The organism is Methanimicrococcus hongohii (assembly GCF_032594095.1).
GTDB classification, from domain to species: Archaea; Halobacteriota; Methanosarcinia; order Methanosarcinales; family Methanosarcinaceae; genus Methanimicrococcus; species Methanimicrococcus hongohii.
Map to the genome: position 1 here is coordinate 1,922,012 of NZ_CP131059.1, position 19,495 is coordinate 1,941,506.

Consider the following 19,495-nt stretch of genomic DNA (forward strand, 5'->3'; position numbering starts at 1 on the left):
TCTGAATTTTTTTTCGCAACTCAATTATATATTAATATTAAACTAAATAAAATAAAATATATTGAAATAAATGAAGTATGTACTAAATCGAAATAAATATACTATATCGAAATAAATTATATGTTGGAGATAAAATCATGGGTACAGTTACTGAATCACTGTCAAAAGCTTTCGGGGCTTTTAAAGACAATTGGATTGTTTACATTGTTGCGGGACTTCTTGTAATGGTGATCAATCTTGTATTAAGCTGGCTTTTAGTTTTTGCGGGCGTTTTTACAATTTTCGGCATTTCGGATTTATCGGCCGCAAGCTTGACGAATTTGGACTTAGACGCCGTGAGCAGCACATTTGAAGTCACTTTCAATCATCTCGCCAACGGCGACATTCAGGCAGTCGGCGTCATGGCGCTCTTGGGCGCGTTGGGCGTTTTTTTAATCGGTCTTTTAGTGATGATTCCGTTAACTTACGGTATGTATTACATGGCCATTAAAGGAACACGCAATGAAAAAGTTGAAATCAGAGATTTGTTCTACGCATTCAGCTCCGGCCGCGAATACATCAGAAGTATCACTTACGCTGTTTTGTGGGCGGTCATTCTGATCATCATCGGTATTGTCGCTGCACTTTGTTTCATGCTCAACTACTGGGTCGGCTTAATCGTCGGTATCCTTCTTTACATCTTGGTTTCCGTCTTCTGGTTCTTCACTTTGTACATCTACATTATGACACCGTCTGAAGGCATTGTTTACGCCATTAAAAGAAGTTTCAACAACGCGAAAAGCAATTTGGTCTCAACTGTCATTACCGTCATTCTTGTCGCTATTTTGACATCGATTCCGCTTCTCAGCATCATTCTTGAGCCGTACGCATACATTTACGCCGCTTACGTTTTGAAAGACATTGACCCGACGCTTGTTGACAGTTCCGGTCATCACAATTAAGCGGGAATACGATTTGTAAAAATCGGTAAAATATCGATAAAATATCGATAAGAAATATCAATAAACATCAACAAAAATGAGACGGAAATTTTTCCCGTTTCATTTTATTATTTTTCGTATTTTGTTTCGTATTTTGTTTCGTATTTTGTTTCGTATTTTGTTTCGTATTTTGTTTCGTATTTTGTTTCGTATTTTGTTTCGTATTTTGTTTTGTATTTGTTTTTATTTTTGCTTGTTTTTATTTTTGTTTGTTTTTATTTTTGCTTTTATTTTGCTTTGTCTTTCTTTCTGTTTTTTGTTAAATTTTCGTGATTATGTTTTTATATTCCGATTTTGATTGTATTTATATACGATTTATGGAAGAAATGAAATGATTTTTCCGGACGAATACAAAACAATCGGGTGGACGGAAAAGGGAAAAACCGCTCCCGATAACCAAAAAATTTATTTTTTATCGGAATACATTCTTGAAAAAACGGATGTCGGCTACAATTTGTATGAAATCAGACACAAAGGTGCCGGCTTTCTCAGAGAGCCTGCCGAATCAACATTGATTGCTGGCGACGATGAAGTTCTTTTGTGTCCGGAAGAAATGAATATCAAAAACAGGACGCTTTTAATTGAAACAGCAGACAAAATGCTTCAAATCGAAAACAAAAAGCGAACGGATGCCGGCGGCAAACCGGCGACAACAGCTGTTTTCAAAGGATTTGACAAACATTTGACATTTGTAAAAGACCCTGATGTTTCCGAAATTTTGGAAATTCAAGTAGTTGACGTATTTCCGCCGGAGCCGCCGTGGCTTTTTAATTGCATCAAGCGGCTGAACGCGAGTAATATTTTCGGCGATCTTCAAATTTGTTTTTCAGAAAAACTTGCCGACTTATCCGTTTATCAAGGAGAAAAAACAATCTATCCTTGTCATTCTTCGGGATTGAGAGGAAAGTTTTTGGATTCCGACAAATTGGATGAAAACGAATCCGGCTGGCTTTTGGTCGGCTGCGACACGTCCAAACAAATCATTGAAACATTGTATCCGAATTTGAAATATGATTTTGTTGACATGTGTCCGATGAGATCAGACCTCACGAAACCCGAAAAACCGTTTATCATGCGGTGCTGCAAGTCGGAAAATTCAGGAAAAATTATCAAAATCAACGGACAAACAGGCGTGATTGTCCACTGGGGCGCGGGCGAATGGCAAATTGCCGAAAGCGTTCGAAAATTGGCGATTGAACTTCGAAAAACGGAATAAATCAAAAACGGAATAAATCAAAAACGAAACAAATAAAATATAAAAATCAAAATAAGAAAAACGAGGGCGTGTTTTTATTCATTTTTAAAAATCGGCGCGGCTCGCGCGAGCGGCGGCAAATATCAAAAGGAGAAATAAAAATGGATACCGTATTGATTACAGGCGCAACCGGCGGAATCGGTTCAGAACTGTCAAAAATATTCGCTCAGCGCGGATATGATTTGGTTTTGACCGCCCGAAGCGAAGAGAAATTAAATGTTTTGAAAAACGAATTGGAAGAAACTTACAGCAATCATATTTTCATCATTGCCGCGGATTTGGCAAAACCCGACGGTATCAATCTTGTTTTTAATGAAATCGATCTCGCTGATATTCAAATCGATATTTTGGTCAACAATGCCGGGTTCGGCGATTACGGTCGTTTTGCCGACGCGGATTGGGAAAAGCAGGAAGAGATGATTCAAGTCAATATTCTTGCGCTCATGCAGATGACAAAAAGATTCCTGCCGCCGATGATTCACCGCAAGGAAGGTAAAATTCTGAACATTGCGTCCGTCGCCGCTTTTGCGCCGGGTCCGTACATGTCTGTTTATTATGCTTCAAAAGCGTTCGTCCTTTCTTTTTCGGAAGCGATTGCAACCGAGTTGAAAAACAGCGGCGTCACTGTGACAGCCGTTTGTCCCGGTCCGACGACAACCGGTTTTGTTGCAGCGGCAGGAGACGGGACGGAAAAGTTGTTCAAATCTTTTAAAAACGCGGACCCGAAAGATGTCGCCGAATTCGCTTATAAATCGCTGATGAAAGGAAAAGTTGTTGCGACTCCGGGTTTCCAAAACAAATTATTGGCATTCGGGACGCGTTTGATTCCGAAAAGCGTTGTCAGAAAGTTTGTTGCAAAAGTTCAGGGCGAAGATTGATTTTTGAAAATAAATGAAATCGGGGTTCGGTTTCATTTTATTTTATTTTTTAAAATCGGTGTTGCGTTTTATTTTGTTTTTTTAAAAATTGGTGTTTCGTTTTATTTTGTTTTTAAAATTGGTCTGCCATTTTATTTTGTTTTTAAAATTGGTGCGGTTCGCGCGGCGGCGGGCGGCAGCTGCTGCCGGGCGGAAACCCGGAGGTAGCAGCGGCAACAGAAACCTGAAAGCAGCAGCGGCAACAGAAACCTGAAGGCAGCAGCGGCAACAGAAACCTGAAGGTAGCGGCGGCACGTTCGCGAATGCGAACGGATTTCTTAAAAAAGAGCAGATACAGGCAGAAGCGCAAACCTGATCCGCAGCGCAAACCCGACTGCAATGCAAACCTGATCCGACACAGCAACATTAAAAGACAGTTGCAGATTGACAGGCTCAGCCGGGGCAGGCAGCAGCAAAAGACAGTTGCAAGACGAGACTTTGCCGGAACAGAAGCACCAATTCAAACGCAAAAGGTTTTTTGTTTTTCGTTTCGTACGGGAAAGAATCTCAATCTCCTCCTTTCCTCCGCTGCGCTTCGGAAACTCGTCGATTGAGGGGCGGTATTTTGTCTTTTCATTCAATTGAATTTGATTGAAACATCGTCTTTTATCAAAATTATTCAAAAATGGAACGTCTTCTTTTCTTCAAATCTAAAAATTTAAGATTAGGGTTTTATCGGACGTTCAGGTTCACCGTTTTTGAAAATTGGATGTTTAGGTTTCACGATGAAAACAAAATAAAAAAGAAGGGGCGAGTTTAAAAATAAAACAAAAATGACAGAATGATTTTGAAAAAATTATTTGAAAATGAAGCCGTTCGCGCGCGCCCGCCGCCGCCCGACTCATTCAGTACGGGATTCTTTTTCCCGACGCGTCGCGGTGATATTTCCCGAATTCTGAATCAGCCAGCATTTCCGCTTTGAAAACGGGGCCGTCTTTGCAGACGCGAACGCCGAGCGTGTCAATGCAGCAAGCGCCGCAAACACCGATTCCGCACTTGAAATAGCGTTCCATTGAAAATTCGGCTTTGTGGAGAGCGTTTTTTTCAATCAAGATCTTCATGACGAATTTCATCATCATTTCGGGACCGCAGACGTAAATTTTGTCAAATGAATCCAAATCCTGTTCCGCCAAAACGTCGGTCACAAATCCTTTTCTGCCTTTCGTTCCGTCATCGGTCGTCAGAAGAACATTTCCGGTTTTGCCGAAGCGCTCTTCAAAAATCATATCGGCTTCACTTCTCGCGCCGAGGACGATCGTCACATTTGCGCCGTTTTCTTTCGATTTTTCGGCAAGCGGCGCAAGCGGCGCGGCACCGATTCCGCCGGCGATGATCAGCACATTTTCTCTCGGGTTTGGAAGCGTAAACGGGTTGCCGAGCGGACCGCGGAGACCGACGCTGTCGCCGATTTTCAGCTCCAAAAGCGCATTTGTCGCGGGACCGACGGCCTGAAACGTGATGCCGTTTGGATAAGCGCAGCCGAGCGGAATTTCGTCAACGCCGCGGATCCAAAGCATACAAAAATTACCGGGTCGAATGTTTTCAAATTCACGGTCAAACAAAAGCGTTCTTTTGCCAGTGTTTGTTTCATCAATAATTTCAATAATTTTTGCGTTCAACGGAAAACCGCCTGGAAAACAGTGGCAGACATTTGGATTTATGGAATCGTTTTGGTCTGTTTTTTTGTTTGTGTTTTTGTTTGTGTTTTTGTTTATGTTTTTGTTTATGTTTTTGTTTATGTTTATGTTTTCGTCTGTATTTTCATCTGCCATGCTCTTCACTTTCTCCTGTGCGCCATTCCGATAAGCTCGTCAAAAGCGAATCCGTTTTCTTTCATAAACAATTGAACGCCTGTCCAAAGGTCGTCAAAAATCATATCATTCTCATAAACTGCCGAGCCGATTTGAACCGCAGACGCGCCTGCCATCATCATTTCAACCATATCTTCCCAGCAAGAAATGCCGCCGACGCCGATAACCGGAATTTCAAGCGCTTCATGCAAATCATAAACGCATTTGACCGCAACGGGTTTGACGGCGGGGCCGGACATGCCGCCTGCGCGGTTTCCGAGAACGGGCCACCCCGAATGAATGTCAATTGCCATTCCGCGAACAGTGTTGATCGCAACGACCGCGTCTGCGCCGCCGGCCTGCGCGGCAAGACCGATGTCTTTGATATTGGCGACATTCGGTGTCAGCTTCACCCAAACGGGAACGTCGACCGCATTTTTGACTGCCGCCGTGATTTCTTCCACGTGACAGGGCTGACTGCCGATGTCGGCGCCGTAGCCTTTTGCGTGCGGGCAGCTCAAATTCAGTTCAAAAGCGTCAGGCATTGACGGCGCGAGCCCCTCGGCAACCGCAACAAAATCAGCCGCGTCGCCGCCGAAAATGCTTGCAATCACAGGCGCATGTTCCTTTTTTTGCTCTATTTTTTCTTTCTTTTGTCCGTTTATATTTCCGTCATCTTTAGATTTGACGAATTCGATTTCCTGCCGGAATTCATCAAAAGACGGATTCGGAAGACCCATCGCATTCAAATAACCGTAAACTTGTCCTTTGCCGCCGTTTGCCGCAAGCGTAATCATCGACGGATTCGCGTGACCGTAAACCGGAACCGGACCGATTGATTTTGTAACAACGCCGCCCGCGCCGTTTTGAATCACACGGCTCATGGAAGCGCCCGTTGTTCCGAGAATGCCGGCCGCAAGGATTGTCGGATTTTTAAGAGGAACGCCTGCCGCTAAATAAACCATAATTTTTACCTTTTCCTTTACCTGTGCTGATTGAGATTATAAATTGAAACTGATATAAATTGAAATTAATATAAAATTGAAATTGATATAAATTGTAATCTTGAATTTATTCCTGCTTTTCCTTTTGGTTTTTCAATTCCTGAATGTAGCAGATCGCATCTTCTGCAAGCATTTTTCCGCCGGAATCCGCCAAATATTTTCCGAGTTTTTCGGCTTCTTCTTCCCAATTTTCCGCCGAAATTTTCTCATCCACCTTGATGCTTTTCGTTCCGTCGCAGGACAAAACTTCGGCGCGCACGCGAATCTTTTTGCCGTTTGGTTCAAACTTGGCGTAAGCGCCGATCGGCGTCGTGCAGCCGCCTTCCAAATCCGTCACAACGATTCTTTCAATGCGCGTTTCGATTTGGGATATTTCATCATTGAGAAGGGCAACCGCTTCCACCGCGGGCGTTCCGGCAAGCGCGACAACTGCAACCGTTCCCTGATTCGGCGACGGCGTAAACATGTCGATGTCAAGCCGCGTTCTGACCATGTCCGTCCAGCCCATTCGCTCCAAACCGGCTTCGGCCAAAATGATTCCGTCATATTGTCCTTCTTCCAATTTGCGAAGGCGCGTGTCAATGTTTCCGCGCAGCTCTTCTATGACTAAATCGGAGCGGTAGCGCAAAAGCTGAGCACGGCGGCGCATGGAACTTGTGCCGACAATCGCATTTTTCGGAAGCTTGTCAATCGTTAAGCCTTCTTTTGTCAAAAGCACATCATAAGGAGAGTCGCGCGGCAAAACTGCTGCCGTTACGAGTTCGGGCGGGCGCGCAGTCGGCAGATCTTTCATGGAATGAACGGCAATTTCAATACCTTCTGCAATCATCGCGTCATCCAGTTCGCGAACAAAAGCGCCGACCCCGGTTGAAACTTGATAAAGCGGCCTGTCTGTGAAACGATCGCCGTCGGTTTTAATGATCTGCTCATCTGTTTCAATGCCTTTTTCTTTCAAAAGCGCGGCGACTTTTCTGGTTTGAACCAATGCGAGTCGGCTTCCTCTTGTTCCGATAATCATAATTATTTCCCGTTGTTTTAGAATAATAAGTTTTCAAATTGTGAAATTGATGATTTAACTGATATTAACTGATGTTAACTGATGTTAACTGATGTTAACTGATGATTTAACTGATGATTTAACTGATAATTTAATTGATGTTAACTGACGATTATAATTGGCGATTTAGATAATGATTTAGATGGTGATTTATCTGATAAAGAAAAACCATACCAATACAAAGACCTAAATTGTTATCAGCGCGGCAATCAGCGCTTTTTTCCAATATTGGTCAAGAATGTTTTTCGGCTTATTTCGGTATTCAACAATAAAATCTTTATCGCAATTATTGCAGCGATAATTTATTTTGTGTATTTTTTTGCTGTCAATCGCGCTTAACTCCAAATCCGCTTCCCGGCACGACGGACATTTGATAAAATGTTCCATTCATTTTGCCCCTCTCAATTTTTTACGCTCATAATTTATTAAAAAATTTAATAAATAAAAAATTTAATAAATAAAAAATTTTGATAAATTACAAAAATTCAATTCATTTTAAAATTCAACAAATTGATTTTTTTATAAATCATTGAATTTTTATTTTCAATTATTTAACTTATACGATATTTTTCTCAACCGCTTCGACCGTTTTATTGAAATCGTCATCAGTATGCGCAAGTGAAATGAAATTCGTTTCAAACTGGGACGGCGGTAAAAACACGCCTGAATTCAGCATTTTATGGAAAAATTCCATGTATCCTGCCGCATCGCATTTCAAAACGTCTTGATAATTCAGCGGTTTTTCGCCGAAGAATATCACAAAGAGCGAAGAAATGCCGCTGACATAGTAATCCGGTTTTTTGTCGCCGACAACATCGGATAGCATTTTTCTGAAATTGTCGCCGCGTTTGTTCAATGTTTCCTGAACTTTATTTTCTTTCAAATAATCCAAAACGGCAATTCCGGCAGACATCGAACACGGGCTGCCGCTGAAAGTTCCCGCCTGATAAACGGGACCGTTTGGAGAAATCATTTCCATAATATCTTTTCTGCCGCCGAAAATCCCAATCGGCATGCCGCCGCCGGCAATTTTTCCGAGCGTCGTCAAATCAGGTTTAATTCCGAAATATTCCTGCGCACCGCCCGGCGCCAATCGAAAACCGGTGATAACTTCATCAAAAATAAGCAAAACATCATTTTCCGCCGTCAGCGCGCGAAGTTCTTTTAAATAATCGCCTTCGGGCAAAATCGGACCGACATTTCCGAGAACCGGCTCCAATATAACGGCGGCCATATCATTTTTGTTCTTTTCAATGACTTCCGCCATCTTTTCAATATCATTGTAAGGCACCTGAAGCGTATGTTCCGTCACGCCCGCGGGAATTCCCGGAGAATTCGGCTCGCCGTGCGTTGTCGCGCCCGAGCCCGCCTTCACCAAAACCGCGTCGTGCGCGCCGTGAAAGCCGCCTTCGATTTTGATGATTTTGTTCTTTTTCGTAAATCCACGCGCCAATCGAATCGCGCTCATCGTTGCTTCCGATCCTGATGACACAAAACGCATCATTTCAACGGACGGATATAAATTTGTAATGCGCTTCGCCATTTCAACTTCAAGGGCGGTCGGCGTTCCGTAAAGCCAGCTTTTATCTAACTGATCAATGATTGCCTGTTTAACAGTCGGCGGATTGTGACCCAAAATCATCGGCCCGTAAGCCATGCAGTAGTCGATGAACTCATTTCCGTCTTCATCATAAATTTTAGAACCGTTTGCGGAAGCAGTGTAAAATGGAAACGGTTTAATCGCGCGAACGGGACTGCTGACGCCGCCCGGAATCATTGTTTTTGCCGTGTTGTATAATTTTTCGGATTTTTCAAAATTCATCATCATTCACCGTTTCTTTTTCACTTTTATCCTTTTCGATTTCACTTTTGTTTTCCGCTTTTCAAAATTTCCGCCAATTCTTTGGCATAATAAGTAATAATCATGTCGGCACCTGCTCTTTTCATGGAAAGGCATGCTTCATAAAATGCTTTCTTTTCATCCAGCCAGCCTTTTTCGGCGGCGGCTTTAATCATCGCATATTCGCCGCTCACCTGATAAACCGCAAGCGGCATTTGGAATTCTTGTTTGATTCTGTAAACGATGTCCAAATAAGGCATGCCGGGCTTGACCATCAGCATATCGGCGCCTTCCATGACATCGAGTTCCGTTTCACGAATTGCTTCATCGCCGTTGGCCGGGTCCATTTGATATTCCGAGCGGTCGCCGAAGCAGAATCCCGAGTCGGCAGCATCTCTAAAAGGTCCGTAAAAGACGGACGCGTATTTGGAAGAATAAGACATAATCGGCGTGTTTTCAAAGCCGTTTTCATCCAACGCAAAACGAATCGCTTCAATCATGCCGTCCATCATTCCCGACGGCGCAACGATGTCAGCACCTGCTTTTGCGTGGCTGACTGCAATTTTTCCGAGGACAGGAAGCGTCAAATCATTGACAACATCGTGATTTTCAAAATCCACGATTCCGCAGTGACCGTGATCGGTGTATTCGCACATACAAAGGTCGGTAATGACAATCAAATCGTTTCCGAACTGCGCTTTGATTTCGCGGACGGCTTTTTGAACGACATCATCGTCGCCGTAAGCGGACGAACCTTCCGCATCTTTTGTCTTCGGAATCCCGAAAATCAATACGGCGGGAATGCCGAGATCAAATGCTTCGCGAGCGGCGTCAACTGCCATGGTTGCCGGCCATCTGAAAACGCCGGGCATAGACGAGACTTCTGTTTTTTCGGCTGCCGTTTCGTCAACAAAAAACGGATAAATCAAGTCGTTTACGGTCAGATCGTTTTCTCTGACCATCTCTTTTAATTTTCCGTATCTTAAGCGTCTCATTCGGGTCTGCGGAAACATTTTGATTTCTCCTGCGTTTGCAAATATCAATCGGGTAATGTAATCGAATATTGTGAATGAATTAAGATATATGAGTATAAAATAGCTTTCGCAAAAAATTCCTCGCTTCGCTCGGAATTTTTCATCGGGCGGGGGGAGGGCGGTGTTTGTTAAAAATCGCTTCGCGATTTTTCAGGCTGCGCCGATTTGCAGTTGGAGGGAGGTGTTTGTTTGCAGTTGGAGGGAGGTGTTTGTTTGCAGTTGGAGGGAGGTGTTTGTTTGCAGTTGGAGGGAGGTGTTTGTTTGCAGTTGGAGGGAGGTGTTTGTTTGCAGTTGGAGGGAGGTGTTTGTTTGCAGTTGGAGGGAGGTGTTTATGAAAAATCGCGAAGCGATTTTTCTTCAGCTGCTCCGCTCGCGCGAGCTGCACAAATTTAAAAAATTAATCAAAAAATAAATCACAGTTTTAAAAAATAAAATGAATAATGAACGGAAAAATTAGGAAAAACTAAAAAATAAAACATGAAACTGTGTTTCAAGTCCGTTCATAAAAAATGAATGAAAGAGAATTAAATTCCCTTTTCGTTCAAATCTTCTTTGCATTTTCTGATGTAGATTCCTGCGACAATCAACGCGGCGAAAAGAACTCCGCTGACTGCAACCCACCAGTTAAATCCTGCTGTTTGTTCAAGGTCTGATCCGAAACCTGTAACCGGGTTCTCGGGTGTAATTGTTGTTACAACTTCAGCGCCGTTTGAACCGCTTGCGCCGGAATCAACGTAAACAGTTTCTGTGATTGTGACTGTGCTGCCTGAACTGCCGCCGCCACTGACTGTTTTGTAGATCACTTCGGGGCTTGAAGACGGATCATCAAGAAGAAACATCATGTCTCCGTCAACATCATTTCCGAATGTTGCAAGAACAGGCAACAGGAAATTTTCGTTTGTATTAAGAGTCCAAACAGAGTCAGACCATGTTGACCAAAGAGAATTGCTGGTATCGTAAGTGTCCCAGAAATCATCCACGCCAATAACGGGGTCGTCGGCCTTAATTTCAACTTGGGATCCGTTGTTTGTCATGAAATCGCGGGAGTAAGAATCTGTACTTGCAAGGTTGGATATACGATAAACTTCCGGTGCTGTAACGTATTCATTCAATGCAAGACAGTTTTCGATAGTAGTACCGGTTCCAAGTGCAATGCCCGCGCCGCAATCGGCAGCATATATCATAGAAGTGGAGTAACAATTTTTAACGGTTCCGCCGACTACTCGTGCCGAAATACCGGCAGCACCACTCATTGCTATAAGAGAGCCCGTTGAAAAACTGTCTGTAATTGTTCCGGCTGAAATTCCTGTAATTCCGCCGGCATAGTCTCCGATAATCAATGCATCCGATTGACATCTTGTAATTGTACCGCTGTTCATTGAGCCGACAATACCGCCGGAATATACTTGTGAATTAATTTTTCCGTCCGCGTAACAGTTCTGAATTGTACCTGAAGAGCTGCCGGAAATTCCGCCTGCAGACATCAATGAATTAATTGTTCCGTTGAATGTACAATTTTTAATGATGCTGTTGGCACCGACATTTCCGACAATACCGCCTACATATGTGTTTTGTCCGATTGACTGAATATTCCCTGTGAAAGATGAATTACTGATTGTACAAACTTTACTGGTACTCATGCTTCCAACGAGGCCGCTTACTTTATCCGTTCCGCTGACTGCATTTGTATAACTTGTATTTGTATAAACATGCACATTTTCAACAACACCGCCGTTCATATACCCTATAATTGTGCCTGTGTTATTTTTAATTGTAGCATCTTCTGTTTTCGCAAAAAAGCCTAAATAATCGGCACTTATCACATATCCGTTCGAAGGATTTTGGTTATTGATGGTTACGTTGCTGATTGTATGATTTTTACCATCAAATGTTCCTTTAAAAATTTCGGAATTGTATGTTGTATTTTTCGGAACTTTGTATACTTCGGTCAATGCAATATCATTGTTAAGGGTGTAATTGGCTGACATATTGTTTATAACCAATTTCAAATCACTCTCATCATATATCACATAAGGATCTCCGACTGTACCTGTTCCTGTCATTGCTGCAGCTGTTCCTGAAAACAAAACCAGTATTAGTGCAATTAAAAATATTTTTTTGATTATTTTAAAATCCCCTTTTATTTTTATCTTAACCGTTGTAATTTAACCCCTTTTAGAGATTTTTATTCTAAATCTCCATTCACTTTTAATAATTTATTCGATTCTATATAATTCTTTTCCGCGAATATATTATATTGTTTTAATTAAATTTTATTTAATTATAATATATTCTTTTATTTTGTTTAAATATGCTTTATACTATATTGTAAACAAAAAAGAAATATTTTCAGAAATTATTTTAGATGTGTCTGATTACGAAAATGTAAAAAAAGTAAAAAAGTAAGAAATTCAAATTTTAAGGAATAAAATTTAAAAAAGGGTTAAAATTGTTTTTAGCTGTTGTTTGTTATTTATCATCCAAAGCGAAATAATTGAACAATCCTTTCATTTTGCCTTTTTTGATGGTCTCTTCAAGTTCTGACCAGCTTGAAATGATTGTAACAGGCAGTTTGTCGCATTCATCGGATGTGATTTCGGGCTGGAGCCAAAAGTCGCGATGGACATTCAAAATTTCATAAATGTCATTGGATTCTTCGGTGAAGATTTTTGAATAATCTTCGAGTTCTTCGATTGCTTTTGTCAGGCTTTTGTCTTCCAAATCCAAGGGATTCTGATACAGCTTTATTTGATAAATGGGATCATCGTCACGAACCGATATCACGCAAATGCCGTAGTCTTCCTCTTCATTGAGTGAAACGATAACCAAATCCATCGGTTCTCCGAGAATATCTTTCATTTTCTCCATAATGTACCTCTTATAATTCTTATAATTTTACAGGTTCTGCAAACAATTCTTGTTTTTTAGACTTTCATATTTACTATTTATGCTTTTCTAAAAAAATCACCGAAAATTCCCTTAAAATATGATAACTTTCTAAAAAAAGGGAGCTTCACGGTTAAAAAGTTGAAAAGAATTTTTAAAAATTTGAATATTTTTCGATTCATGTTTGCAGCTGTTCACCCGAAGAAGCCCGCCGTCGCGCGAGCCGCTCCGCTTTTCAAAAATTAACGAAACAGAACCCTGTTCTTTCAAAAATATCCGGAAAACGGATTAATAAATCAAAAAAATAAATCAAAAAAGATGGAAGACTTGCGTCTTCACTTTGTCATAATTTCAACCATTTTGTCGGCAACTTCGCTGAGCTTCTTGTCGCCGCCCATATCGTAAGTCACAAATCCTTCGGAAATTGCCTGCTCGGCCGCCTTGAAGATCTTTTGAGACTGTTCTTTCTCCCCAAGATAATCAAGCATCCAGGCGCCTGCCAAAATCGTTGCGTAGGGATTGACTTTGTCCATTCCCGTGTATTTCGGCGCAGAACCGTGTGCCGGTTCAAACATCGCGTAATTGTCGCCGATATTTGCAGAATAAATCATGCCGATGCTGCCGACGAGCGCGGAACATTCTTCGCTGATAACGTCCATGAACAAATTCGTTGAAAGAAGAATTGTTTGGTCAAACATCTGCGGATTTTTAATGAGCTGCATTGCGATATTGTCAATGTGATATTCCCAAACTTCGATGTCGGGATAATCTTTGGCGACTTCTTCAACAACTTCCAAAAATGTGCCGCATGTCTTTTTCAAAATATTGCTTTTATGAATCGGAACGACTGCTTTGTATCCGCGGCGCTTGGCTTCTTCAAATGCGTATTTTGCGATTTTGCGGGAAGATGTTTTCGTAATTTTGCGAATCGCAATCACAACGTCATCGGTGAGCTGAACTTCTTCGCCGATGTAAAGTCCTTCCGTTCCTTCTCTGACACAAACGTGCTCAACTGCGCCGAGCGGACCTTCTGCTCCGGGAATCGTTTTGATCGGGCGGACGTTGGCGTACAAGTCAAACGCTTTTCGGATGGAAACCGCAACACTGCGCGGGGAGCCGATGCCGCCGGGCGTTGTTGTCGGGCCTTTGAAACAAGCGTCAGCGTTTTTCATGATGTCCCAAGTTTCGGGCGGAATCAAAGAGTCGCCGCCGTTTGCTTTCCACCAGGTTTCGCCGGCGTCGCACATTTTAAACGTCACTTGAGTTCCGGAAGCTTTCAAAACTTTGAGCATTGCGTCAACCAATTCGGGTCCTACACCGTCTCCTCTGATGACGGCTGCTGTTTTAGTCATTTAATATCACCTTTTGTAATCGAAAAATAGAAAATAAATTGAAAATAAACAAATAAATAAATTGAAATTTCAAAATCCTCAATACAATTCTGAAATAAAACACTTCTGTTTCAAAAAATAATAAAAAATAAAAACAAAAATAAAATTAACATCTATTTGGCTTAAACAGCTTCGGGAACTTCCTCAGCAGTTTTTTTCAATAATTTACGACCTGCTTCAAGCTGTTCAATTGCATTGACTCGGAATCGACCGGCTGTCAGATCTTCGGTTTCAAATTTTTTCAAAGCTTTTTGAAGCTTTTCAGAATCTACAATGATTAAATCAGTAATCGATGATGTTGCCATTTTTTTACTTCAATTTTTAAGTCATAAATTGTAAACAGAATTTGAGTTGGTAACGCCAATTAGAACTGTAAAGTAATAAATGTTATTAAATTTTTTAAAAACTAATAAAACTCAATATTATAAATCGCTAAAGAAAGAAATGAAAAAAGGGAGAATAATAAAGAAATAAAGATGGAAGGAAAGGACAATTTAAAAGAAAAGAAAATTAAAAAGGGAAAAAGAAAATTAAAAAAAATCAAGCTTCAATGCCTTCTTTTTTCCAAATTTCAAAAGCTTCAACAACTTCCCAACCTTCAACGAAAATCATGTCATTCTTTTCGCCGTAAGCTTTCGCATCTTCTTTTGAAAGCGCTTTGCCGTTCGTATCATCCAGCATCTCGCAGACAACCATGGCAGGCGTCGTTCCGGCCATCAGCGCCAATGCAATCGACAATTCCGTCTGGCCGCGGCGTTCATCCAAAAGGCCTTTTGAAGCGCGAAGCGTTGCCGTGTGTCCCGGCGTTCTGAATTCGGAAGCGAAATCGACCGGCTTTCCTTCAAGCGCCGTTTTTGTCATTTCCCCGAGGCGGCGAATCGTATAAGAGCGATCGTCATCGGGAATTCCCGTTCTGTTTTCACGGTGGTTGACCCAAAGCGAAAACGAAGATTTCTTATCATACTGAATGTCGCCTTCTTTTTCAACGAACGTTCCGATCTCAAGCTTCGGATTTATTTTATCGTTGGTTGCTGCCGCCGTGACGACATCTGCCATATACGGAAGTTTCAAAATGTCAGAAGCTTTCGGGCTGACTGCAACACAAATCAAACCGCCGCCATCTTTTCTCATTCTTTTGACATCCTGAGGCTGAACGGCAGTTGCAGAAATTACGAAATCTGTTTCACCCTCACGTTTTTCGGAGTCGTAAAGCAAAAAGAATTTACCGTCGCGAATTGCTTGAAGCGTTTTTTGAATTTTCTCGGAATATTTGCCGTCGTTTTGGTTTTGTGTTTTGTTTTCCATTTTATTTCACCTGATTTATGTTGAGAATATATGTTGAGAATATATGTTGAGAATATTATGTTGAGATGTAATGATAAATTTGTAATAATCATAATTCAAATAATCACAATTTAAATTCAATTAATCACAATTTAAATTCAATTAATCACAATTTAAATTCAATTAATCACAATTTAGATTCAATTTTTCAGCAGATTTCGCCGACCGTCACTTTTACTTCGTCGCCGTCTTTCAAATTCAGCGCTTCACGCATTTTGACGGGTGCGATAATTTCCAATAAATCGATTTTATAATGCGTTCTTTCGGGAACAATAATAAAGCCGCAGACACCGTTGATTTGAGCCGGATAGCAGTCGCTTGCGCCGTAAGTCCGCTGCCCGTCGGAAAAGCCTTCAATTTTAACATACGGGAACTCTTCCATTCGTTTTCTTAGATCAAAACAATAATCTTTGATTTTCACATTCAAAGTGCCCGGAAACGGTTTAAATCCGAGTTTTTCCTGAAACTGATCCATGTAACCGTCAATGGAAATATAATACTGGCCTTCGCCGAGTCCCGAAACAATCGTTCCGTCCAAATCAATATGTTCTTTGACATGGAATATTTTCTTATAGTCCGCAAATTCCTTGGAAAGAAGTTTCATGCCGGCGCTGCTGATCAAAATCATTTGACCCGACGGATTGATTTCGCGTTCAATCAGCCCCTGCTCTTCCAAAAATTTCAAGTTTCTCGAAATTGTTTTATCGCTTGCTTCCAAATCCGATTCCAAATCTTTCACGGAAATTTTGACCGGTTTTTGATCGCAGCCGAGAAGTGCCAGCGTTTTTAAATATCTGATTTGATCCATAGTCAGCAAATCCTTCCTCAAAAATGAGATGTTTCTCAAATATGAGATTGCTTTCTATATAATATTTATCCGAATATTATTCACAAATTTTTGAAAAGCTTGAACAAATTTAAACAAATTTGAATATTCTTGAAGAATTGAATCGATCTGTATTTTTATTGTATTTTTATTGTATTTTTATTCTTATTCCTCTCTTGTCAAATATGCTTATATGGGAGTGTTTTCTTTCTTTCGCTTATATCTGAAATTTATTGAAAAATTTTTGCAAAAATATCTGCAATTGAAGAAAACAAACAAAAATAAGTGAGAATTATGATTGAAGAAGAAAATGAAGTTGAAATTAAATGCCCGAACTGCTCGCCTGCAGATGAAACGTGGCATGAGGTCATAAAGCCGGGACAAAGTCCGGTTGCCAAATGTATGGATTGCGGACACGTCCACAGCTACCGCATTCCGCGCGTGAAGATGAAAACCGTTAAAGTCATTGTCAGCCACATGGAAGATTCCGTTGTCATGCAGATGCTTTTGCCCGAAGAAGAGCGCTTTTTCATTGACGATGAATTTGTCGTTGAAGACATCAATTCCGGCGAAGTCGTGCCGATCATCATCACTGTTTTAGAATGCGGCGACAAAAGAAAACCGTCGGCACCGGTCAAAGAAATTGATACGATTTGGGGCCGCGCCATTGATGAAATCACGGTGAAAGTTGCAATCCAGCGCAAAGAAATCACCGACCCCGCTGCAATTAAAGTTCCGGGCGATTTCAAATTCGTCGTCGGTCAAAATGTCAAAGTGGAAGGAAAAGATTACCCGATCGTTTCCATCAAAATCCGCGGCGGCAGCTTCAAATCCAAAGAAGGCGATTACGTCCTCGCAAAGAAAGTCAAACGCGTTTACGCCAAAAAACCGATGCACGGAAGATACGGGAAATATTGATTTTCCGATCTCATTTCTTTTTTCGTTTCTATTTTAATTTGATTTGTTTTAATTTATTTCAATTTAATTTATTTTAATTTCAATTTTATGTCATGTCGTTTTGTATTTTACATCGTTTTGCTGTTTTTGCTGTTTTGCTGCTTTGTTTTGTTGTTTCATTTTGCTGATTCATCTTATTTTTCAAAGTGAATAGCAGTAACATATTAGAATTACATTCGGAATTTTTGAAAATATACTTTTGATATAACATAATATTACTAAAAAGACATATATACAAAAAAATACTATTCCAAGTACGCAAAAATAACATTTTAGTTATATGATATGTATTAATGATATATTCAATAATGATGAAAACGGATAGGGTTTAATGATTTTCAAAAAACAGGGTTTGGTTTTAATTTTACTTGTTGCCGCAATGCTGCTTACGGGAGTGGCAGCCGCCGATGATTTTGGTCCGGCAGATGAGCTTTCGGGAATTGAAATCAATCAATCAAATTACCAAACAATTTTGCCGAATATCGGCATTCTCAATGAATATCCGCTTAACGGATATTATGTATTAACGGAAAATATTACAATTTCTGAAACTTCTGAAACTTCTGAAACCGAATGGACACCGATCGGCTCTTACGGTAATGAATTTACCGGAACATTTGACGGGCAGAATTATACAATTATTTTTGAAAACGATGTTATTTTTAAAAGAGATTCTGAATCCGATTCTGATCTCGATTCTGATTCCGACTCTGATTCTAAAATTCATAAAAAAGACGGTTACGGCCTTTTCGGAAATGCCAAATCAGCTGTTTTCAAAAATTTAAATTTAGTTGTTCATAATATGACTGTTGAATATTTGAAAACAGCTGAAACCGTTGATGAAAGTCTTTACGGCGGCGATTCCGAAACCGCATTCCGGCCCGCGTTTGGTTCTTTAGTCGGTCAAATGCAGGGAACTGATGAAAATCGCGGACAAATAATAAATTGCAGAGTTGTCGGCGCAAGTGATAATGCCGGTGCCGCAATCAGCGGATACAGTCATGTCGGCGGTTTGGTCGGGGTTTCTTCTTATTCTGATTTTGAAAACAGTTCTTCATCTGTCAATGTGAAATCCGATACGTTTTATGCAGGCGGTTTGGTCAGTATGATAAACGGCGGCAGCTTGGAACGCTGTTATGCAACCGGAAATGTGACGGCGGACACAATTGCAGGCGGCTTTGCAGGGGTGATTTACAACGGCGCTTTTTCAGAATGTTTTTCTGTCGGCAATGTGACGGCAAACAAGACGATTGCAGGCGGTTTGATTGGTTTGATTTCAATTCCTGCAACTTCAAGCGATTTAATTCCTAAAGTTTCGGTTCAAAACAGTTACACGACAAGCATTGTTAAAGCAGAAGATATCGCCGGCGGTTTTGTCGGCAAGGTTTTGATTGACAACGATGCAGCCGATGCCGGCGCGACCGTAATATTTTCTGATAATTATGCCGCCGGAAATGTGAATTCAGACGGCAGTGTAAAAGGCGGTTTTGCAGGAATTGCCGAATCTTCGGATGACAGCAAATGGGAAATTGACAACAGTAATCTTTATGATATTCTTGCTGAAAACGGATACGGCACATATGTACCGGCAACTGAAATGCGAGAAAAACAAACATTTATCGGCAACGATTGGGAACTTTTCGATATGGTTTGGTTTGTAAATGAAGGATATGATACGCCCAGATTTGCTTGGCAGATTTTTGTCACATACGCTCCCGGAATGGCTTTTGAAGATGCCGAAAATATGCCCGAGCCGTTGATTTTTGTGACAAACGGTCCGGGAACTGTTTTTGAAATTATAAATACAGATCCGGTGTGGAAAGAAATTACATTTCTCGGCTGGCTTGACGGGTTCAGCGATGATGAAACTGTTTATCTTGCCGGAGAAGAATTAATCGTCGGCTCTAATGTCACTTTGTTTGCGACTTGGGATATCGGCTTTGATGTGCCGGACGGGTCCATTATTGATATCGGGTCGGATTTAAAATCTGATTCAAGTTCGGGTACGGGAAGCGCAAAGATTATTGATAAAATCTTTTCGAATGATAATTCAAATGAAGGCAGCGGCATTATGAACACGTTTATTCTTGACCTGGACGGACCGGCAGGAAATTTGATTCGAAGCGCAATGTCTCTCGGAATTTTTGCTGTTCTTGGCATGCTTATTTTCACCGTATATTACGGATATCGCCAGGTTAAAAAAGAAGAGTGATT

General features: G+C 41.1%; 20 protein-coding genes. 6 read left to right on the forward strand and 14 right to left on the reverse strand.

Annotated features, from left to right (window positions below; translation table 11 throughout):
* Window positions 1-137 precede the first annotated feature (137 nt).
* From MmiHf6_RS08765 to MmiHf6_RS08775, 3 genes are all read left to right on the forward strand, one after another.
* Window positions 138-941 carry a hypothetical protein gene (locus tag MmiHf6_RS08765; RefSeq protein WP_316557411.1) on the forward strand — a complete coding sequence of 268 codons (804 nt, stop codon included), beginning with the start codon at window positions 138-140 and terminating at the stop codon, window positions 939-941.
* 370 nt (window positions 942-1,311) lie between these two features.
* Window positions 1,312-2,196: a DUF7714 family protein gene (locus MmiHf6_RS08770; RefSeq protein ID WP_316557412.1), complete on the forward strand. Its 885-nt coding sequence runs from the start codon at window positions 1,312-1,314 to the stop codon at window positions 2,194-2,196.
* A 140-nt stretch (window positions 2,197-2,336) separates the two neighbouring features.
* Complete coding sequence (locus MmiHf6_RS08775; protein ID WP_316557413.1) at window positions 2,337-3,113, forward strand: SDR family NAD(P)-dependent oxidoreductase; 777 nt, start codon at window positions 2,337-2,339, stop codon at window positions 3,111-3,113.
* Window positions 3,114-3,194: 81 nt separating this feature from the next.
* Here the strand turns inward: MmiHf6_RS08775 and MmiHf6_RS08780 are convergent, their stop codons facing one another.
* The 8 genes from MmiHf6_RS08780 to hemB form a co-directional block, all read right to left on the reverse strand.
* Complete coding sequence (locus MmiHf6_RS08780) at window positions 3,195-3,497, reverse strand: hypothetical protein (RefSeq protein WP_316557414.1); 303 nt, start codon at window positions 3,495-3,497, stop codon at window positions 3,195-3,197.
* Window positions 3,431-3,733, reverse strand: a complete 303-nt coding sequence (locus MmiHf6_RS08785; RefSeq protein ID WP_316557415.1) for a hypothetical protein — start codon at window positions 3,731-3,733, stop codon at window positions 3,431-3,433. Before MmiHf6_RS08785 ends, MmiHf6_RS08780 begins: the two co-directional genes overlap by 67 nt.
* Window positions 3,734-3,997: 264 nt before the next feature.
* A complete protein-coding gene (locus MmiHf6_RS08790) occupies window positions 3,998-4,924 on the reverse strand; it encodes a dihydroorotate dehydrogenase electron transfer subunit (protein WP_316557416.1) in 927 nt (308 codons plus the stop codon).
* A 5-nt stretch (window positions 4,925-4,929) separates the two neighbouring features.
* Entirely contained in the window at window positions 4,930-5,907 is a 978-nt protein-coding gene (locus MmiHf6_RS08795) for a dihydroorotate dehydrogenase (protein WP_316557417.1), read from the reverse strand.
* A 106-nt stretch (window positions 5,908-6,013) separates the two neighbouring features.
* Window positions 6,014-6,964: a hydroxymethylbilane synthase gene (gene hemC / locus MmiHf6_RS08800; RefSeq protein ID WP_316557418.1), complete on the reverse strand. Its 951-nt coding sequence runs from the start codon at window positions 6,962-6,964 to the stop codon at window positions 6,014-6,016.
* Window positions 6,965-7,189: 225 nt separating this feature from the next.
* Window positions 7,190-7,390 carry a hypothetical protein gene (locus tag MmiHf6_RS08805; protein ID WP_316557419.1) on the reverse strand — a complete coding sequence of 67 codons (201 nt, stop codon included), beginning with the start codon at window positions 7,388-7,390 and terminating at the stop codon, window positions 7,190-7,192.
* A gap of 169 nt (window positions 7,391-7,559) precedes the next feature.
* Window positions 7,560-8,828 carry a glutamate-1-semialdehyde 2,1-aminomutase gene (gene hemL, locus MmiHf6_RS08810; protein WP_316557420.1) on the reverse strand — a complete coding sequence of 423 codons (1,269 nt, stop codon included), beginning with the start codon at window positions 8,826-8,828 and terminating at the stop codon, window positions 7,560-7,562.
* 38 nt (window positions 8,829-8,866) lie between these two features.
* Window positions 8,867-9,856 (reverse strand): porphobilinogen synthase, encoded by a 990-nt coding sequence (gene hemB, locus MmiHf6_RS08815; RefSeq protein ID WP_316557421.1) that lies wholly within the window; start codon window positions 9,854-9,856, stop codon window positions 8,867-8,869.
* 142 nt (window positions 9,857-9,998) lie between these two features.
* On the opposite strand from hemB, the gene MmiHf6_RS08820 reads away from it, so the two are divergent.
* Complete coding sequence (locus MmiHf6_RS08820; RefSeq protein ID WP_316557422.1) at window positions 9,999-10,289, forward strand: hypothetical protein; 291 nt, start codon at window positions 9,999-10,001, stop codon at window positions 10,287-10,289.
* A 112-nt stretch (window positions 10,290-10,401) separates the two neighbouring features.
* On the opposite strand, the gene MmiHf6_RS08825 is transcribed toward MmiHf6_RS08820, so the two are convergent.
* The 6 genes from MmiHf6_RS08825 to MmiHf6_RS08850 all read right to left on the reverse strand — a co-directional run bounded on the left by MmiHf6_RS08825 (window position 10,402) and on the right by MmiHf6_RS08850 (window position 16,306).
* On the reverse strand, window positions 10,402-11,964 hold the full coding sequence (locus tag MmiHf6_RS08825) for a GLUG motif-containing protein (RefSeq protein ID WP_316557423.1): 1,563 nt from the start codon (window positions 11,962-11,964) through the stop codon (window positions 10,402-10,404).
* A gap of 382 nt (window positions 11,965-12,346) precedes the next feature.
* Window positions 12,347-12,745: a hypothetical protein gene (locus MmiHf6_RS08830; protein ID WP_316557424.1), complete on the reverse strand. Its 399-nt coding sequence runs from the start codon at window positions 12,743-12,745 to the stop codon at window positions 12,347-12,349.
* 353 nt (window positions 12,746-13,098) lie between these two features.
* Complete coding sequence (locus MmiHf6_RS08835) at window positions 13,099-14,115, reverse strand: isocitrate/isopropylmalate dehydrogenase family protein (RefSeq protein ID WP_316557425.1); 1,017 nt, start codon at window positions 14,113-14,115, stop codon at window positions 13,099-13,101.
* A 161-nt stretch (window positions 14,116-14,276) separates the two neighbouring features.
* A complete protein-coding gene (locus tag MmiHf6_RS08840) occupies window positions 14,277-14,459 on the reverse strand; it encodes a hypothetical protein (protein ID WP_316557426.1) in 183 nt (60 codons plus the stop codon).
* Between the two features lie 235 nt (window positions 14,460-14,694).
* The gene (gene ribB, locus MmiHf6_RS08845) at window positions 14,695-15,459 is read right to left on the reverse strand and encodes a 3,4-dihydroxy-2-butanone-4-phosphate synthase (protein WP_316557427.1); all 765 of its coding nucleotides are present in this window, start codon (window positions 15,457-15,459) and stop codon (window positions 14,695-14,697) included.
* A gap of 187 nt (window positions 15,460-15,646) precedes the next feature.
* Window positions 15,647-16,306 (reverse strand): winged helix-turn-helix domain-containing protein/riboflavin kinase, encoded by a 660-nt coding sequence (locus MmiHf6_RS08850; protein WP_316557428.1) that lies wholly within the window; start codon window positions 16,304-16,306, stop codon window positions 15,647-15,649.
* Window positions 16,307-16,618: 312 nt separating this feature from the next.
* Between MmiHf6_RS08850 and MmiHf6_RS08855 the strand changes: the two genes are divergently transcribed.
* Window positions 16,619-17,242, forward strand: coding sequence for an HVO_0476 family zinc finger protein (locus MmiHf6_RS08855; RefSeq protein ID WP_316557429.1), 624 nt, complete (start codon window positions 16,619-16,621; stop codon window positions 17,240-17,242).
* Window positions 17,243-17,612: 370 nt separating this feature from the next.
* Window positions 17,613-19,493, forward strand: coding sequence for a GLUG motif-containing protein (locus tag MmiHf6_RS08860; RefSeq protein WP_316557430.1), 1,881 nt, complete (start codon window positions 17,613-17,615; stop codon window positions 19,491-19,493).
* Window positions 19,494-19,495: the final 2 nt, after the last annotated feature.

Bases quoted from the DNA above. Each gene is read 5' to 3' on its own strand.
- MmiHf6_RS08775 (WP_316557413.1), top strand. From the start codon at position 2,337: ATGGATACCGTATTGATTACAGGCGCAACCGGCGGAATCGGTTCAGAA.
- ribB (WP_316557427.1), bottom strand. From the start codon at position 15,459: ATGGAAAACAAAACACAAAACCAAAACGACGGCAAATATTCCGAGAAA.
- MmiHf6_RS08835 (WP_316557425.1), bottom strand. From the start codon at position 14,115: ATGACTAAAACAGCAGCCGTCATCAGAGGAGACGGTGTAGGACCCGAA.
- MmiHf6_RS08770 (WP_316557412.1), top strand. From the start codon at position 1,312: ATGATTTTTCCGGACGAATACAAAACAATCGGGTGGACGGAAAAGGGA.
- MmiHf6_RS08805 (WP_316557419.1), bottom strand. From the start codon at position 7,390: ATGGAACATTTTATCAAATGTCCGTCGTGCCGGGAAGCGGATTTGGAG.
- hemC (WP_316557418.1), bottom strand. From the start codon at position 6,964: ATGATTATCGGAACAAGAGGAAGCCGACTCGCATTGGTTCAAACCAGA.
- MmiHf6_RS08830 (WP_316557424.1), bottom strand. From the start codon at position 12,745: ATGGAGAAAATGAAAGATATTCTCGGAGAACCGATGGATTTGGTTATC.
- hemB (WP_316557421.1), bottom strand. From the start codon at position 9,856: ATGTTTCCGCAGACCCGAATGAGACGCTTAAGATACGGAAAATTAAAA.
- MmiHf6_RS08765 (WP_316557411.1), top strand. From the start codon at position 138: ATGGGTACAGTTACTGAATCACTGTCAAAAGCTTTCGGGGCTTTTAAA.
- MmiHf6_RS08850 (WP_316557428.1), bottom strand. From the start codon at position 16,306: ATGGATCAAATCAGATATTTAAAAACGCTGGCACTTCTCGGCTGCGAT.
- MmiHf6_RS08795 (WP_316557417.1), bottom strand. From the start codon at position 5,907: ATGGTTTATTTAGCGGCAGGCGTTCCTCTTAAAAATCCGACAATCCTT.
- hemL (WP_316557420.1), bottom strand. From the start codon at position 8,828: ATGATGAATTTTGAAAAATCCGAAAAATTATACAACACGGCAAAAACA.
- MmiHf6_RS08860 (WP_316557430.1), top strand. From the start codon at position 17,613: ATGATTTTCAAAAAACAGGGTTTGGTTTTAATTTTACTTGTTGCCGCA.
- MmiHf6_RS08790 (WP_316557416.1), bottom strand. From the start codon at position 4,924: ATGGCAGATGAAAATACAGACGAAAACATAAACATAAACAAAAACATA.
- MmiHf6_RS08855 (WP_316557429.1), top strand. From the start codon at position 16,619: ATGATTGAAGAAGAAAATGAAGTTGAAATTAAATGCCCGAACTGCTCG.
- MmiHf6_RS08840 (WP_316557426.1), bottom strand. From the start codon at position 14,459: ATGGCAACATCATCGATTACTGATTTAATCATTGTAGATTCTGAAAAG.